Annotated in this window: 14 protein-coding genes; 10 read left to right on the top strand and 4 right to left on the bottom strand. The window is 61.7% G+C overall.

Features of this window, described 5'->3' with window-relative positions; genetic code table 11:
- The first annotated feature begins 70 nt into the window (after positions 1-70).
- The 8 genes from QRN22_RS15420 to QRN22_RS15385 all read left to right on the top strand — a co-directional run bounded on the left by QRN22_RS15420 (position 71) and on the right by QRN22_RS15385 (position 6,947).
- Complete coding sequence (locus QRN22_RS15420; RefSeq protein ID WP_042555387.1) at positions 71-373, top strand: hypothetical protein; 303 nt, start codon at positions 71-73, stop codon at positions 371-373.
- On the top strand, positions 374-985 hold the full coding sequence (locus QRN22_RS15415) for a DUF6436 domain-containing protein (RefSeq protein ID WP_042555388.1): 612 nt from the start codon (positions 374-376) through the stop codon (positions 983-985).
- A gap of 450 nt (positions 986-1,435) precedes the next feature.
- A complete protein-coding gene (cyoA, locus tag QRN22_RS15410; protein WP_042555389.1) occupies positions 1,436-2,332 on the top strand; it encodes a ubiquinol oxidase subunit II in 897 nt (298 codons plus the stop codon).
- A gap of 3 nt (positions 2,333-2,335) precedes the next feature.
- Complete coding sequence (gene cyoB, locus QRN22_RS15405) at positions 2,336-4,309, top strand: cytochrome o ubiquinol oxidase subunit I (RefSeq protein ID WP_042555390.1); 1,974 nt, start codon at positions 2,336-2,338, stop codon at positions 4,307-4,309.
- A gap of 3 nt (positions 4,310-4,312) precedes the next feature.
- Complete coding sequence (cyoC, locus tag QRN22_RS15400) at positions 4,313-4,936, top strand: cytochrome o ubiquinol oxidase subunit III (RefSeq protein ID WP_042555391.1); 624 nt, start codon at positions 4,313-4,315, stop codon at positions 4,934-4,936.
- A complete protein-coding gene (locus QRN22_RS15395) occupies positions 4,936-5,268 on the top strand; it encodes a cytochrome o ubiquinol oxidase subunit IV (RefSeq protein ID WP_042555392.1) in 333 nt (110 codons plus the stop codon). Before cyoC ends, QRN22_RS15395 begins: the two co-directional genes overlap by 1 nt.
- A gap of 12 nt (positions 5,269-5,280) precedes the next feature.
- Complete coding sequence (cyoE, locus tag QRN22_RS15390) at positions 5,281-6,225, top strand: heme o synthase (RefSeq protein WP_218878656.1); 945 nt, start codon at positions 5,281-5,283, stop codon at positions 6,223-6,225.
- Positions 6,226-6,560: 335 nt separating this feature from the next.
- Positions 6,561-6,947 (top strand): hypothetical protein, encoded by a 387-nt coding sequence (locus QRN22_RS15385; protein ID WP_042555394.1) that lies wholly within the window; start codon positions 6,561-6,563, stop codon positions 6,945-6,947.
- On the opposite strand, the gene QRN22_RS15380 is transcribed toward QRN22_RS15385, so the two are convergent.
- A complete protein-coding gene (locus QRN22_RS15380; RefSeq protein WP_042555395.1) occupies positions 6,934-7,872 on the bottom strand; it encodes a class I SAM-dependent methyltransferase in 939 nt (312 codons plus the stop codon). The two genes, QRN22_RS15385 and QRN22_RS15380, sit on opposite strands and share 14 nt — an antisense overlap.
- Before the next feature lie 466 nt (positions 7,873-8,338).
- Between QRN22_RS15380 and QRN22_RS15375 the strand changes: the two genes are divergently transcribed.
- A complete protein-coding gene (locus QRN22_RS15375) occupies positions 8,339-8,614 on the top strand; it encodes a hypothetical protein (protein ID WP_042555396.1) in 276 nt (91 codons plus the stop codon).
- A gap of 153 nt (positions 8,615-8,767) precedes the next feature.
- On the opposite strand, the gene QRN22_RS15370 is transcribed toward QRN22_RS15375, so the two are convergent.
- The gene (locus QRN22_RS15370; protein ID WP_042555397.1) at positions 8,768-10,012 is read right to left on the bottom strand and encodes an OprD family porin; all 1,245 of its coding nucleotides are present in this window, start codon (positions 10,010-10,012) and stop codon (positions 8,768-8,770) included.
- A 545-nt stretch (positions 10,013-10,557) separates the two neighbouring features.
- Here QRN22_RS15370 and QRN22_RS15365 point away from each other — a divergent pair.
- Complete coding sequence (locus QRN22_RS15365; protein ID WP_042555398.1) at positions 10,558-10,914, top strand: 5-carboxymethyl-2-hydroxymuconate Delta-isomerase; 357 nt, start codon at positions 10,558-10,560, stop codon at positions 10,912-10,914.
- 56 nt (positions 10,915-10,970) lie between these two features.
- On the opposite strand, the gene gcvT is transcribed toward QRN22_RS15365, so the two are convergent.
- Together gcvT and gcvP are read right to left on the bottom strand one after the other, a co-directional pair.
- Positions 10,971-12,092: a glycine cleavage system aminomethyltransferase GcvT gene (gene gcvT, locus QRN22_RS15360; RefSeq protein ID WP_042555399.1), complete on the bottom strand. Its 1,122-nt coding sequence runs from the start codon at positions 12,090-12,092 to the stop codon at positions 10,971-10,973.
- A gap of 86 nt (positions 12,093-12,178) precedes the next feature.
- On the bottom strand, positions 12,179-15,031 hold the full coding sequence (gene gcvP / locus QRN22_RS15355; RefSeq protein WP_042555400.1) for an aminomethyl-transferring glycine dehydrogenase: 2,853 nt from the start codon (positions 15,029-15,031) through the stop codon (positions 12,179-12,181).
- Positions 15,032-15,037: the final 6 nt, after the last annotated feature.

Below are 15,037 nucleotides of genomic sequence, written 5' to 3'. Positions count from 1 at the left end.
TGCTTTTTGGCCCCTGCCCCGCCCAGAGTAAAAATGCTATGTTCCGCACCCTCTTCGGCAGGGGTAGATCATGAGCGACGACAAGGCACGCAATCCATCCACTGAGCAGCCAGACACTGGCAAGCGCGGTGGCTGTCTGTGGCTGACCCTGCTGGGTCTGGGGTTCATCGTGCTGGTGTTCGGCATCATCATCTACGCCATCACCCGCGAGCAGACCGCCGACATTCAAGCCAACGAGCTGGGTGCCATTCAGGCCTGCTGGGTCAAGGCGAATGACCCGACGGCCAAGCCGACCTCGCGCTCGTTCGCTACCGATAGCTGCAAGGAAATGGAAAAGCAGTTCCGTATCAAGTACGGCCGTGAGCCCGAGTAGATGAGCAAGGATCAGACCGCTCCGTCCAAGCGCTTCCTGCTGATTCTGTGCCTGCTGCTGCTGGCCATCGTGCTGGCGATCGGGGCGTGGGTGTGGGGCCGTTTTGGTGTCGCCTACCTGCGCCCCTTCGGCGATCAGGAACAGCAGGCGGTATTCTTTCAGGGCGGCGGGCTGAAACTGCCCGCCGAGCTCGCCGGGCCGGGCAAGATCCGCGTGGTGCATTTCTGGGACCCCCAGTGCCCGTGCCACAAGGAAACCGATGCCCACCTCAATTATCTGATCAGCCTCTACCGCTTTTCCGGCGTCGAGTTCTACAGTGTGCAGAAGCCGGGAAGCGAGGGCGAAATGCTGCCGTTCCTGCGCGGCAAGCTCACGCCTCTTGAGTCGCTGGAGGGCATGGAGTCGATTCCGGCCAGCCCGGCCATCGCCATCTGGGATCAGCAGGGGCGTCTGGCTTATGCTGGCCCCTACAGCGAGGGGTTGGTGTGCAACTCCTCGAACAGTTTCGTGGAACCGATTCTCGACGCGCTTTCGGCGAACCGCAGTGTTTCCGCGGCCAATACCATGTCGGTTGGCTGCTACTGTGATTGGAAGCCTGTAGAAGGATCGTGATTTGAGGCAATGCCCTGCTTTTTTCAGGGTTATTGCTGTGCGACATATTGCCGCGCAATCGCGCCGATATGAGCCACTATTATAAGTCGCAACTCATCCATCCATTCGCGGCCCGCCAGCGGGCCGCGGTTTCGGCTCGCGCTACAGGTGCGGCCACATGGGGCTTTGCGAGCTGAGCGAGATATCACCGGGCGCAGGGTTGCGGCCGGCGGTGTAGGGCTGGGGCAGTGCGGGGCGAGCTATACACCCTGACTATTTGTAGGCCCATCGTCGTTATGCGGTTGGTTTTTTTGGCTGCGTAACCGAAAATGTCGCCCCCTCCGTTTAGTAGTTTCGATGCTGAAACGATTTCGGTGCGCCTGTGCACCGTTTTCCTGGCATGCCCTGCCGTATTGGGCATCAGGCTGAACAGAACGCTATGTGGGATATCACTTTGCTGAAGGTCGTGAAATGAGAGAAGAGAAGTACCACCGCTTGTTCCGCACGCTTCTGACGATTGTCGTGGCCGTCTCCCTGAGTGGCTGCGATTGGATTCTTTTCGATTCGAAAGGCCAGATCGGCATTGAGCAGCGCAACCTCATCATTACCGCCACTCTGCTGATGCTGATCGTGGTGGTACCCGTCATTTTCATGACCATTCTGTTCGCCTGGCGCTATCGCTCCTCGAACAAGGACGCGACCTACGCGCCCGAGTGGGCTCATTCGCACAAGATCGAGGCCATCGTCTGGGGCGTTCCTTGCGTGATCATCGCCGTACTGGCGGTCATCACCTGGAAGACCACGCACGAGCTGGACCCGTACAAGCCGATCGAATCCGATGTCAAACCACTGGTCGTCGAAGTGGTTTCGCTGGATTGGAAATGGCTGTTCATCTACCCGGAGCAGGGCATCGCTACCGTCAATGAACTGTACGTTCCTGCGAACACCCCGCTGAGCTTCCAGATCACCTCTCAGACCGTGATGAATACCTTCTTCATCCCGCAGCTGGGCGGCATGGTCTATGCCATGGGCGGCATGCGCACTCAGCTGCATCTGATTGCTAACGAGCCGGGCGAGTTCTTCGGCGTATCGGGCAACTACAGCGGTCACGGTTTCTCGGGCATGAAGTTCAAGACTCATGCGACCAGCAACGAAGAGTTCGAGCAGTGGGTGGCCAAGGTCAAACAGTCGCCGAACACGCTGGACTTCAACGGTAGCTACCAGCTGCTGAGCAAGGCAAGCGAGAACAACCCCGTCGAGTACTTCAACGCTCAGCCTGGTCTGTTCCGTCAGATCCTTGGCCAGTACATCGATTACAAGAGCAACCCTGTGAGCGAAGCCGCGCACGATTCAGGTGCGGAGGAATAAACGATGTTCGGAAAGCTGACACTAGATGCAATACCCCTGCACGAGCCCATCCTTGTCGTCACGATGATTGCCGTGGTGCTGGGTGGTCTCGGGCTGTTCGCCGCCCTGACCTACTTCAAGAAGTGGGGCTACCTGTGGCACGAATGGCTGACTTCGGTCGACCACAAGAAAATCGGCGTGATGTACATCATCGTCGCCCTGGTCATGCTGCTGCGCGGCTTCGCCGACGCGATCATGATGCGTACCCAGCTGGCGATCGCCACTGGCGGCTCCGAAGGGTATCTGCCACCGCACCACTACGATCAGATCTTCACCGCTCACGGTACGATCATGATCTTCTTCGTGGCCATGCCACTGGTGGTCGGTCTGATGAACATCGTCACGCCGCTGCAGATCGGTGCGCGCGACGTTGCCTTCCCGTTCCTCAACTCGCTGAGCTTCTGGCTCTTCGTGGTGGGTGTACTGCTGACCAACGTTTCGCTGTTCGTGGGCGAGTTCGCCATGACCGGCTGGGTCGCGTATCCACCGCTGTCAGGCATCGAGTACAGTCCGGGAGTCGGGGTCGACTACTACATATGGGCGCTGCAGATATCCGGTATCGGTACGCTGCTGACCGGTGTCAACTTCTTCGTGACCATCATCAAGATGCGTGCCCCTGGCATGACCCTGATGAAAATGCCGATCTTCACCTGGACCATCCTGTGCACCAGCGTGATCATCTGCGGCGCGTTCCCGATTCTGACCGCCGTACTCGGCATGCTGACTCTGGATCGCTACCTGGATTTCCACTTCTTCACTAACGAAGCTGGTGGCAACCCGATGATGTACGTCAACCTCCTGTGGGCCTGGGGCCACCCTGAGGTGTACATCCTGATCCTGCCGGCCTTCGGCGTGTTCTCCGAAGTAACCTCGGTGTTCGCTCGCAAGCGTCTGTTCGGCTATGCCTCGATGGTCTGGGCTACCGTGGCGATCACCGTACTGTCGTTCGTGGTATGGCTGCACCACTTCTTCACCATGGGCTCCGGCGCCAGCGTCAACGCCTTCTTCGGTATCGCGACGATGATCATCGCCATCCCGACCGGTGTGAAGATCTTCACCTGGCTGTTCACCATGTACCGCGGTCGTCTGGAGTTCACTTCGCCGATCCTGTGGACCCTGGGCTTCATCATCACCTTCTCCATCGGTGGTATGACCGGCGTACTGCTGGCCGTTCCAGGTGCTGACTTCCTGCTGCACAACAGCCTGTTCCTGATCGCCCACTTCCACAACGTGATCATCGGCGGTGCGGTATTCGGCTACATGGCCGGTATCACCTTCTGGTTCCCGAAAGCGTTCGGCTTCAAGCTGCACGAAGGTTGGGGCAAGGCATCGTTCTGGTTCTGGATCGTCGGTTTCTACCTGGCGTTCATGCCGCTGTACATCCTCGGCTTCATGGGCATGACCCGTCGTCTGAACAGCACCACCAACCCGGAATGGGAGCCGTGGCTGCACATCGCCGTGGTCGGCGCCGTGCTGATCGGTATCGGTATCCTCTGCACCCTGATCCAGTTCGCTGTGTCGATCATCAAGCGCAAGGAACTGGCCGACGTGACTGGCGACCCATGGGACGCTCGTACCCTGGAATGGTCGACTTCGTCGCCACCGCCGTTCTACAACTTCGCGGTAACCCCGCGTGGTGATCGTATCGACGAGTTCCACGAAATGAAGCGTGACGGTCTGCCGGCTGCGCCCACCAAGTACTCGCCGATCCACATGCCGAAGAACACCGGCGTTGGCCTGATCATGTCCGTAGGTGCTCTGGCCTTCGGTTTCGCGCTGATCTGGCACATCTGGTGGCTGGCTGCATTGAGCTTCGTGGGTACCTTCGCCGTCCTGATTCGCAACAGCTACAACACGGACGTCGACTACTACGTGCAGCCCGATGAAATCGAACGCATCGAGAAGGCACACATTCAAGCAAAGGCTAAGCAGGCTTAAACCATGTCTAGTGAAGTGATCAGCAACCACGCTGCTCATGCCGATGAGCATGAGCACGAACATCACCACGACGCGGGTGAGATGAAGGTCTTCGGGTTCTGGATTTACCTGATGACCGACTGCATCCTGTTCGCGAGTATCTTCGCAGGCTTCGCGGTGCTCAGCACCGCGTACGCCGGCGGTCCTACTCCGAAGGATCTGATCGACCTGAAACTCGTTCTGGTCGAAACATTCGCCCTGTTGTTCTCGAGCATCACCTACGGCATGGCCATGCTGGCCATGTACCGTGGCGATAAAGGCAAGGTGCTGTCCTGGCTGGCAGCCACCTTCCTGTTCGGTGTGGTGTTCATCTCGATCGAGCTGTACGAGTTCCATCACCTGATCCACGAAGGTGCCGCTCCGCAGGTCAGTGCTTACTGGTCCGCGTTCTTCACCCTGGTCGGCACCCACGGTCTGCACGTCAGTGCCGGTCTGGTGTGGATGGCGGTGATGATGCATCAGGTCGCCAGCCGCGGCCTGACGCCGGTTACCCAGACCCGCCTGAGCTGCCTGAGCCTGTTCTGGCACTTCCTCGACGTGGTGTGGATCTGCGTGTTTACCGTTGTCTATCTGATGGGGGCTCTGTAATGGCTCATGATCACCACTCTGCCGCCGGCGCGAGCCATGGCAGCACCAAGGATTACGTAGTCGGTTTCGTACTGTCGGTAATCCTCACCGTGATCCCGTTCGCGATCGTGATGAACCCCGTCATGTCGAAAGCGGCCACGCTGTTCACCATCGTCGCTTTCGCGGTCGTGCAGATCTACGTACACCTCGTGTACTTCCTGCACATGAACACCTCGTCCGAGCAGCGTTGGAATACGGTGGCGTTCGCGTTCACCATCCTGATCACCATCATCGTCGTAGCGCTCTCGATCTGGATCATCTGGAGCATGCACTACTACATGATGGCCAACTAAAAAGAGAGCAGCCTGATGTTCAAGCAATACCTGCTCCTGACCAAGCCGGGCATCGTCTTCGGAAACATGATTTCCGTTGCCGGTGGCTTCTTCCTGGCTTCGAAGGGGGATATCGACCTGATGCTGTTCCTGGCAACAGCGCTCGGCGTCGCTCTGGTCATTGCTTCCGGTTGCGTGTTCAACAACTACATCGATAGGGACATCGATGAAAAGATGGAGCGGACCAAGAACAGGGTGCTGGTAAAAGGCCTGGTTCCGCCGACTCATGCCATCGTTTACGCCTGCATCCTCGGGATTGCAGGCGTTGCCTTGCTCTATAAAGCCACGAACCTGCTTGCTGTCGCCTTGGTCCTGATGGGCTTCGTCGTCTACGTCGGGCTGTACAGCCTGTACCTCAAGCGGAATTCGGTTTATGGAACCCTGGTTGGCAGTCTGTCGGGCGCCGCTCCCCCTGTTGTGGGCTATTGCGCTGTAAGCAACGAGTTCGATGTAGGTGCGGCGATTCTGCTGCTGATCTTCAGCCTCTGGCAGATGCCTCACTCCTACGCGATCGCGATCTTTCGTTTCAATGACTACCAGGCCGCCAACATTCCGGTGTTGCCGGTGATCAAGGGCATTCCTGCTGCCAAGCGCAGCATCGTCCTGTACATCGCCGCGTTCCTGGTCGCCACCCTGATGCTGACCATCAGTGGTTACGCCGGTTACAGCTACTTCGTGGTAGCGGTGGTCAGCGGTGCCTACTGGTTGTGGATGGGGGTGTCGGGCTACAAGGCAGTCGATGACAAGGTCTGGGCACGCAAGCTGTTCGTGTTCTCGATCGTCACCATCACCGCGCTGAGCGTGATGATGTCGGTAGACTTCCAGGCTACGCCGAGCCAGATGCTGATGACCTCGGTCAACAACATCTGTGGTGCAGACAACGTCAGTGGTTTCTGCGCGGCGTTCGCCGCCCGCTAAACCTCGACGCGCGAATCGAACGGGCCCCGTCATCGCTGATGACGGGGCCCGTTTTCGTTTGGCAGGTATCGAAAAACGATCTGCGCTTTCTGGTAGACAGAGCCGTGTGCTGTCCCCTGTCGACATGCTCGTTCACGACGCGTAAACGCCGCTTTCGGCTCGCCTCCTTCGCCCTGCGGACCAGCTTTCGGCCGTTACCCCGCTGCGCTACGGCTCACCTGTTTTCGTGGCGGCGCCACGGCTTTGCGCTGGCGGCCTCGTTTACCTTTTTAAACTCTCTGCAAGGGCTGTTAAGGTGTCTGCCCTGAAGGGTTCGGCTATCTGGAGAAACGACCATGGGTGAGCAGGATCCTTTCATCAAGGGCCTCAAGGAGCGTCTGCCCGACGACCTCAGGGACTCCTTCAGCGCCGAGCAGCTCGATGCGCTTCAGGTCGCTTTCGGGGCGCGTCAGTGGGGCCGGCATAGTCTGGATCTGCGCGGTACGGTCAAGCTGTGGCGCTGGCGCTATTACTTCGTGCTGCTGGCCGGGCGCAACAAGCGCGACCTCAGTCGAGCCCAGCAGGAGCTGTCGCTGACCGCCAAGGCGATAGGCGTCAGCGTGTTTCTGCTGGTGTCGCTGGCGCTGGGGTTGCTGTTTCTCTATCTGCTCAAGTCGGCCCTGGGTATCAACCTGTTTTCCGGGTTTTCGCTGGGCGTGTGGGACTGGTTCAAGAGCGGCTGAACAGCATCGCCTTCAAGCCGCCTTCGGCCTGCGCATCGGGGAACTCCGCCGGGTTTTCCAGGCGCCGCTCGAAGCGCAGCTCGGGTGCTTCGCTGGCCATGCCGGCGATCAGGAAGTCGCTGCCGATGTTGGGGTCGTTGACGCAGGCCAGCACGCGGCCTTCGGCACTGAGCAGCTCGGGGAGCTTGCGGAGAATTTTCTGGTAGTCACGGGTGAGGGCGAAGCTGCCCTTCTGGAAGGAGGGCGGGTCGATGATGATCAGATCATAGGGGCCGTGGCGTTTTACCTTGCCCCATGACTTGAACAGCTCGTGGCCCAGAAAGCTGACCCGGCTCAGGTCATGGCCGTTGAGGCGATGGTTGTCACGGCCGCGGCTCAGCGCCGCCTTGGCCATGTCCAGGTTGACCACATGCTCGGCACCACCAGCGAGTGCCGCGATGGAGAATCCGCAGGTATAGGCGAACAGGTTGAGTATCCGCTGGCCGCTGGCATTCTCGCGGACCCAGCGGCGGCCCAGGCGCATATCGAGAAACAGCCCGGTGTTCTGCTTGCGACCCAGGTCGAGAAGAAAGCGCAGGCCGTCTTCCTCGATGATCCACTCTTCGGGCAACTCGCCCACCAGACACTGCATCGGGCTGTCGGTCTGATAGCGATGCTGCAGCAGCAGGCTGTGGGCCTGGCTGCGCTGCCATTCGCCGGACTGGCTCACTTGCAGCAACATCGTCTGCAGGGCCTCGAGTTCATCGGCCGGCGGCTCCCTGAACAGGCACACCAGCACGATGCCCTGCAGCCAGTCGACGGTGATGTGTTCGAGCCCTTCCCAGCAACGACCACGGCCATGGAACAGGCGCAGGGTGTGCGCCGGTGCGTCATCGAGCGCACGGCTGAGGTGCTGGTGGAGAAAATCCAGATTGGCAGGGGTCATGGGGGCTATCGGTTGCCGGGCGCGGCAGTTTAAACCAAAGCGCTGCATCGCTCACGAAGCCTCGCCTGCGGTTTCATGCATGACGCCCCTGTCGGCCGGGTTGGGGCAATGGCCGCCCGCTTGCCCTCGAGCAGGCCCCGCGCTAACCTGCGCAGGCCGCTGCACAATCAGCGGCCGGGTTTGGCGACCCGATCTACGTTAGGCGCACAGGCGCCAAAAACACATTTGCAGGCGCTTTTTTTACGCCCGCAGTGTCGTTTTATGGTGGCCGTGCGCGGGAGACCTTCGGGTCTGCCGGGTGCCTAACGTCCCGGTTCGCCAACCTGCGCACGGCTGCCACCCATGATCGTTTGGCGACGGTTCGTGGCAGCTCCAGCAATACGTTAGGAGCACTACACCATGACCCATCCACACGCCCTCGATCCGTCCGCATGCTGCCCTGCTGATCACGAGCACGGAGGCTGCCATGACTGACTTCCTCCCGCTATCCAGCAACCCGACCACCACCCCAGTGCTGCTGATCGACAGCCGTTGTTCCTACGCCGACCTGCATGAAAGCGCCCAGCAGCGTTTCAGGGCGGTGTGCGGCCTGCTGCACAGTCTCGCCGCCATGAGCATCACCCAGGCCGACGGCCTGGACATACAGCACATCAGCGAAGCCGCGTACCTGCTTGCCGAGGATGGCTGCGATCTGGCCAGGGCCGCTCACCAGGCGGCGATGCGCGAGAAGCGTCTGCGCTGAACGAGGGGGGCGGGTCGGCAACCGGCCTGCCCGCACCGGGCGCGGCACCTCGACGCTTCGCCCAGGCCGGCTTTTTCGCCATGCATAAAAAAGCCCGTCACGAGGACGGGCCAACTGTGCCATGACACTGGAGTAAAACGATGCGATGCAGCCTTACAGGATCGACAGCGGGTAGTTGAAGATCAGGCGGTTCTCGTCGAACTCGTTGGCGCTGTAGTCGCGACGGATGCTCGCGTTGCGCCAGCGCATGCTCAGGTTCTTGAACGCGCCGCTCTGGATCACGTAGGCCAGCTCGGTTTCACGGCCCCATTCCTTGCCATCGTCGGTGGTGCCGACATGCACGTTGCTGCCGCTGATGTAACGGTTCATCAGGGTCAGGCCAGGAACGCCCACACCGGCGAAGTTGAAGTCATGACGCACCTGCCAGGATTTCTCCTTGGCGTTGTCGTAGCTGGAGTTGTAGCTGTCGTTGGCCAGGGTACCGCCGCTGGTGCCCGAAACGCGCATCCAGCCGGTGTCGCCGCTGACCTTCTGCAGGCCGACGTAGACGGTGTTGCTGCCGTACTTGGCGGAGAACAGGCCGGAGTAGACCTTGTTGTCCAGCTTGCCGGCTTTGGCCGAGCCATCGTCTTCGCCCTGGAAGTAGCCGAGGTTGGCGCCCAGTGTCCAGTCGCCGATCGGCTGGCTGTGGGTCAGCTGTACGTACTGCTGCTCGTAGATATCCTTGAGTTCCGCGCCCCACAGGCCGATCAGGGTGCGGTCGCCATTGAACTTGTATTCGCCACCGACGAAGTTGAAGCGGTCGGAAGCGGCACCTGCGTAGATCAGGTCTTCCATGCTCGCGTTGTTACGCTCGCTGTTCTGGCGGAACTGACCGCCATACAGGGTCAGGCCGGTGATCTCGTTGGACGTGACCTGGCCACCACGCAGGGTCTGCGGCAGGGAACGACCATCGTCGGCACGCAGGATCGGCAGCACTGGCATCCACTCGCCGACCTTCAGTTCGGTCTTGGAGATCTTGGCTTTGGCAGCCAGGGCCAGGCGACCGTAGTCATCCGCCGGGCGACCATCGTCATGGCGCGGCAGCAGGCCGGTGCCGTAGGTGCCGCCACCGCCGTCGAGCTTGACCGAGAGCATGCCCAGGGCATCGACACCGAAGCCGACCACGCCAGGGGTGTAACCGGAGCGCGCATCGAGGATGAAGCTCTGCGTCCACTCTTCGGCCTTGCTCTGGGCGTTGGCCGGGTTGGTGAAGTTCCGGTTGATGTAGAAGTTGCGCAGGTTCAGGGAAACCTTGGCGTCGTCGACGAAACCTTCGGCCTGGGCTGCGAAGGGCAGGGCGAGGGCCATGCTGCCTGCGCCGATGAGGCCCAGCGAGATGATCTTGCGTGGTGTCATTGTTGTTGTGCTCCCGTTTTTTGAACAGACCATCCTCTGCCAATCACCGATCGACATGCCGTGAGGAAGGTATGGATAGCCCCGTGCAGGGCGACAGACCTGCGTGCAGACACACAGGACTCTGCTTCAGGCCCTAGCCGTCGGCGAATAGGTGGCGCGCAGGTATCGAGATGAATGCGGCAGACTGGGCAAGGGAGCCCAAGGCGAGTTGGCGTGGTGCGGATGACGTGAAGGCGACAGTCTTCATGGTGCGACCTTTTTTGTTTTTATTAGGTTCTGTTGTCATACAACATTGCCGCTGATTATCTGCAGCTCTGAATCGGCTTGTCAACGCACTCTGATGAAATGTTCCGTCAGGCCCGTTCACGTCGCTCCTTTGCGATTCCATAATGTGGGAAAACCCGCATGAAGCCTGCATTTCAGTTATCGCGGCGGCTAATTTCTGTATGTCCGCATGGGCCAACTATACGACCTTGGCCGCCGGCCAGATAATAAGAAATGTTGTGTGATAACGTATGACGATATTTATCAGTGCAGGAAATCCCATGCCGCATTGTCTTGTCGAGGCCCCGCGCTCACTGGAAAAAACGCTCGGTGGCGATGAGTTGGTCGCTCTGGTGCATGACGCCGCGATGGGCACCGGATTGTTCAGGGAGGGTGAGGTGAAGGTACGCCTGAGCCTCTACGACCACTACAGTGTCGGCGGCAGTCAGGGCGATTTCCTGCATGTGATCTTCTACCTGCTGGCCGGCCGTACGGACGAGCAGAAGAAAGCCCTGTCGATGGCCATCGTGCGCTCGCTGGTGGAGCGCCTGCCGGAGGTCGAAAGCATTTCTCTGGATGTGCGGGACATGCGCCGTGAAGCCTTCAGCAACCGGCGCAGTTGCCTGGACGCAGGCTGATGGGCAGGCCGGGCGGCCGAGGTGCCGCCCGACTGTTGGTTGAACCCGGCAGGAGATCAGCCCCGGTAGTAGCGCTGCGCCACGAACGGGGTCTTGGCGACCTTCATGGCGACGCGCTTGCCGCGCACCAGGGCCCATACATCGCTGTCCACGGCGACGTGGCTGCTCCGTACGTACCCCATGGCCAGCGGTGCGCCCAGGCTCGGGCCGAAGCCTCCGCTGCACACCTGACCGATGAGCTCGCCCTCGGCATTCACCAGTTCCGCACCTTCACGTACCGGCGTGCGTTCCTGGGGTAGCAGGCCGACACGTTTGCGGGCGACGCCTTCCCGCTGCTGCGCGAAGATCCGCTCGGCACCCGGGAAGCCGCCTGGGCGAGTGCCATCGGCCCGTCGCGCCTTGGAGATCGCCCAGAGCAGGCTCGCCTCGATCGGCGTGGTGTCGGTGCTCATGTCGTGGCCATACAGGCACAGGCCGGCCTCCAGGCGCAGCGAGTCACGGGCGCCCAGGCCGATCGCCTGCACTTCGGGCTCGGCCAGCAGGCTGCGTGCCAGGGCTTCGGCATGGGCGGCGGGCACGGAGATTTCGTAGCCATCCTCACCGGTGTAGCCCGAGCGGCTGACGTAGCAATCGACGCCGAGCAGGCGTACCGCGGCGAACTGCATGAAGGTCATCTTCGCGACTTCAGGTGCCAGGCGGGTGAGTACGTCGACCGCCCTGGGGCCCTGCAGGGCGAGCAGGGCGCGCTCGAAGCGCGATTCGATCTGGCACTGGTTGGCGATGTGCTGCTGCAGGTGCATCAGGTCCTGATGCTTGCAGGCCGCGTTGACCACCAGAAACAGCGTGTCGTCGCCCAGGTTGGCGACCATCAGGTCGTCGAGGATGCCGCCATTGGCGTCGGTGAACATGGCGTAGCGCTGCATGCCCACCGGCAGGTCGACGATATCCACCGGTACCAGGCTCTCCAGCGCCTTGGCGGCGCCGGCGCCGCGCAGGATGATCTGGCCCATGTGCGAGACGTCGAACAGCCCGGCGGCTTCGCGGGTGTGCAGGTGTTCCTTCATCACGCCGAGCGGATATTGCACCGGCATCTCGTAGCCAGCGAACGGCACCATGCGTGCGCCCAATTCCAGGTGCAGCGCGTGGAGGGGCGTTTTCGCCAGAATTTCAGAGCTCATTGCGCTCTCCTGTGTAGGTCGTGAGCGGCCCGCAATCGCGTGCGGGCATAAGGGGGGCTGCCGAAGCGTTCGGCAGCCCGGCGCGATCAGGCGTCCTGATAAGCCTCGATGGGGGGGCAGGCACAGACCAGATTGCGGTCGCCGAACACGTTGTCGACCCGGCCTACCGGCGGCCAGTATTTGCCGTCGATCAGACTGCGGGTCGGGAAGACCGCCTGCTCGCGGCTGTACGGATGCGTCCACTCACCCACCAGTTCGGCGGCGGTGTGCGGGGCATTCTTCAGCGGGTTGTCGTCGACATTCAGCTCGCCGCGTTCGACCGCCCGAATTTCCTCGCGAATGGCGATCATGGCGTCGCAGAAGCGATCCAGCTCTTGCTTGGACTCGCTTTCGGTCGGCTCGATCATCAGCGTGCCAGCCACCGGGAAGGACATGGTGGGGGCATGGAAGCCAAAGTCGATCAGGCGCTTGGCCACGTCGTCGACGCTGATGCCGCTGCTGTCCTTGAGCGGGCGCAGATCGAGGATGCACTCGTGGGCCACCAGGCCGCCTTCACCGCTGTACAGCACCGGGTAGTGCTCTTCCAGGCGACGGGCGATGTAGTTGGCATTGAGGATCGCCATCTGCGACGCCAGGCGCAGGCCGGTACCGCCCATCATGCGGATGTACATCCAGGTGATCGGCAGGATGCTGGCGCTGCCGAATGGCGCGGCACTGACCGCGCCTTCCTTGCGCTGCATGTGGGCGTGACCGGGGAGGAAAGGCGCCAGGTGGGACTTCACGCCGATCGGGCCGACACCCGGGCCGCCACCGCCATGGGGAATGCAGAAGGTCTTGTGCAGGTTGAGGTGGGAGACGTCGCCGCCGAACTTGCCGGGCGCACAGAGGCCGACCATGGCGTTCATGTTGGCGCCGTCGATGTACACCTGACCGCCGTTGTCGTGGACGATGGCGCAGATCTCGCGAATGCCTTCCTCGAACACCCCGTGGGTGGACGGGTAGGTGATCATGATCGCTGCAAGCTGATCGCGGTGCTGCTCGGCCTTGGCGCGCAGATCGGCGATGTCGACGTTGCCGCGAGCGTCGCAGGCGGTGACGACCACGCGCATGCCGGCCATATGGGCGGTGGCCGGGTTGGTGCCGTGGGCCGATTGCGGGATCAGGCAGATGTCGCGCTTGTCGTCGCCGCGGCTGTGGTGGTAGGCGCGGATCGCCAGCAGGCCGGCGTATTCACCCTGGGAGCCGGCATTGGGCTGCAGCGATACGGCGTCATAGCCGGTGGCAGCGCAGAGCATGGCTTCCAGCTCGTCGGTCAGTTGCTGATAGCCGGCGCTCTGTTCGGCGGGCGCGAAGGGGTGCAGGTTGCCGAACTCCGCCCAGGTGACGGGAATCATCTCGCTGGCCGCGTTGAGCTTCATGGTGCAGGAGCCCAGCGGGATCATGCTGCGGTCCAGGGCCAGGTCCTTGTCGGCGAGCTTGCGCAGGTAGCGCATCAGCTCGGTTTCCGAGTGGTAGCGGTTGAATACCGGGTGCTCGAGGATCGCCGACTGACGCAGTTGCGCAGCGGGCAGGCCGGTGTCGTCCGTCTTGGCCAGGGCCGCGAAGTCCGGCAGAGGTTTGCCATCGGCGAACAGGGTCCAGAGTTGCTCGATATCCGCCTGAGTGGTGGTTTCGTCGAACGACAGGCCGATACGCCCGGCGTCCACTTCGCGCAGGTTGATGCCGGCTGCACGGGCTTTCTGGTGCAGTGCCGCGGTCCGCTCGCCACTTTGCAGGGTGAGGGTGTCGAAGAATGCCCGTTGTTCGATCTGCAGACCGAGCGCCTGCAGGCCGCGGGCGAAGATCAGCGTCAGTTGGTGGACGCGCTGGGCGATCCGGGTGAGCCCCTGCGGGCCGTGGTAGACGGCGTACATGGCGGCGATATTGGCCAGCAGCACCTGAGCGGTGCAGATGTTGCTGGTGGCCTTCTCGCGGCGGATATGCTGTTCGCGGGTCTGCATGGCCAGGCGCAGGGCCGGGTTGCCGAAGCGGTCCACCGAGAGGCCGACCAGGCGGCCCGGCATGTCGCGCTTGAACGCGTCACGGGTAGCGAAATAGGCGGCATGCGGGCCACCGAAGCCCAGCGGCACGCCGAAACGTTGCGCGCTGCCCAGCGCCACGTCGGCACCGAACTCGCCAGGCGCCTGCAGCAGGGTCAGGGCCAGCAGATCGGCTGCCACGGCCACCAGGGCGTTGGCGCCGTGGAAACGCTCGACCACGTCGCGGTAATCGAAGATGTCGCCATTGCTCGCCGGGTATTGCAGCAGAGCGCCAAAGAAGGCGCTGGCGTCGTCGATGGCAGTCTCGTCACCGACCACCACTTCGATGCCCAGCGGCTCGGCGCGGGTACGCAGCACGTCGAGGGTCTGCGGGTGACAGTGCTGGGAGGCGAAGAAGGCGTTGGCGGCCTTGTTCTTCGACAGCCGCTTGCAGAAGGTCATGGCTTCGGCGGCGGCGGTGCCTTCGTCGAGCAGCGAGGCGTTGGCGATCGGCAGGCCGGTGAGATCGCTGATCAGGGTCTGGAAGTTCAGCAGCGACTCCAGGCGGCCTTGGGATATCTCCGGCTGGTAAGGCGTGTAGGCGGTGTACCAGGCCGGGTTTTCCAGCAGGTTGCGCAGGATCGGCGAGGGGGTGTGCGTGCCGTAGTAACCCTGGCCGATGTAGTTGCGAAACAGCTGGTTCCTGGCGGCGATGGCCTTGATGGCGGCCAGCGCATCGGCTTCGCTCTGGCCGTCGCCAGCAGGCAGCACGCTGGTGCCCTTGATGCTGCCCGGAATGACGCTGGCGGTCAGTGCGTCGAGGTCGCTGAAACCGAGGGTTTCGAGCATGGCAGCGGTATCTTGGTCGCGTGGGCCGATATGGCGTGCGATGAATTCGTTGCGGGTGGTCAAGTCGGTCATGGTTTT

This window comes from Pseudomonas sp. MEJ086 (assembly GCF_030209025.1).
Classification (GTDB): Bacteria; Pseudomonadota; Gammaproteobacteria; order Pseudomonadales; family Pseudomonadaceae; genus Aquipseudomonas; species Aquipseudomonas fulva_A.
Note: the sequence above shows the minus strand (reverse complement) of the source record. Positions and strands in the feature narration are given on the sequence as shown.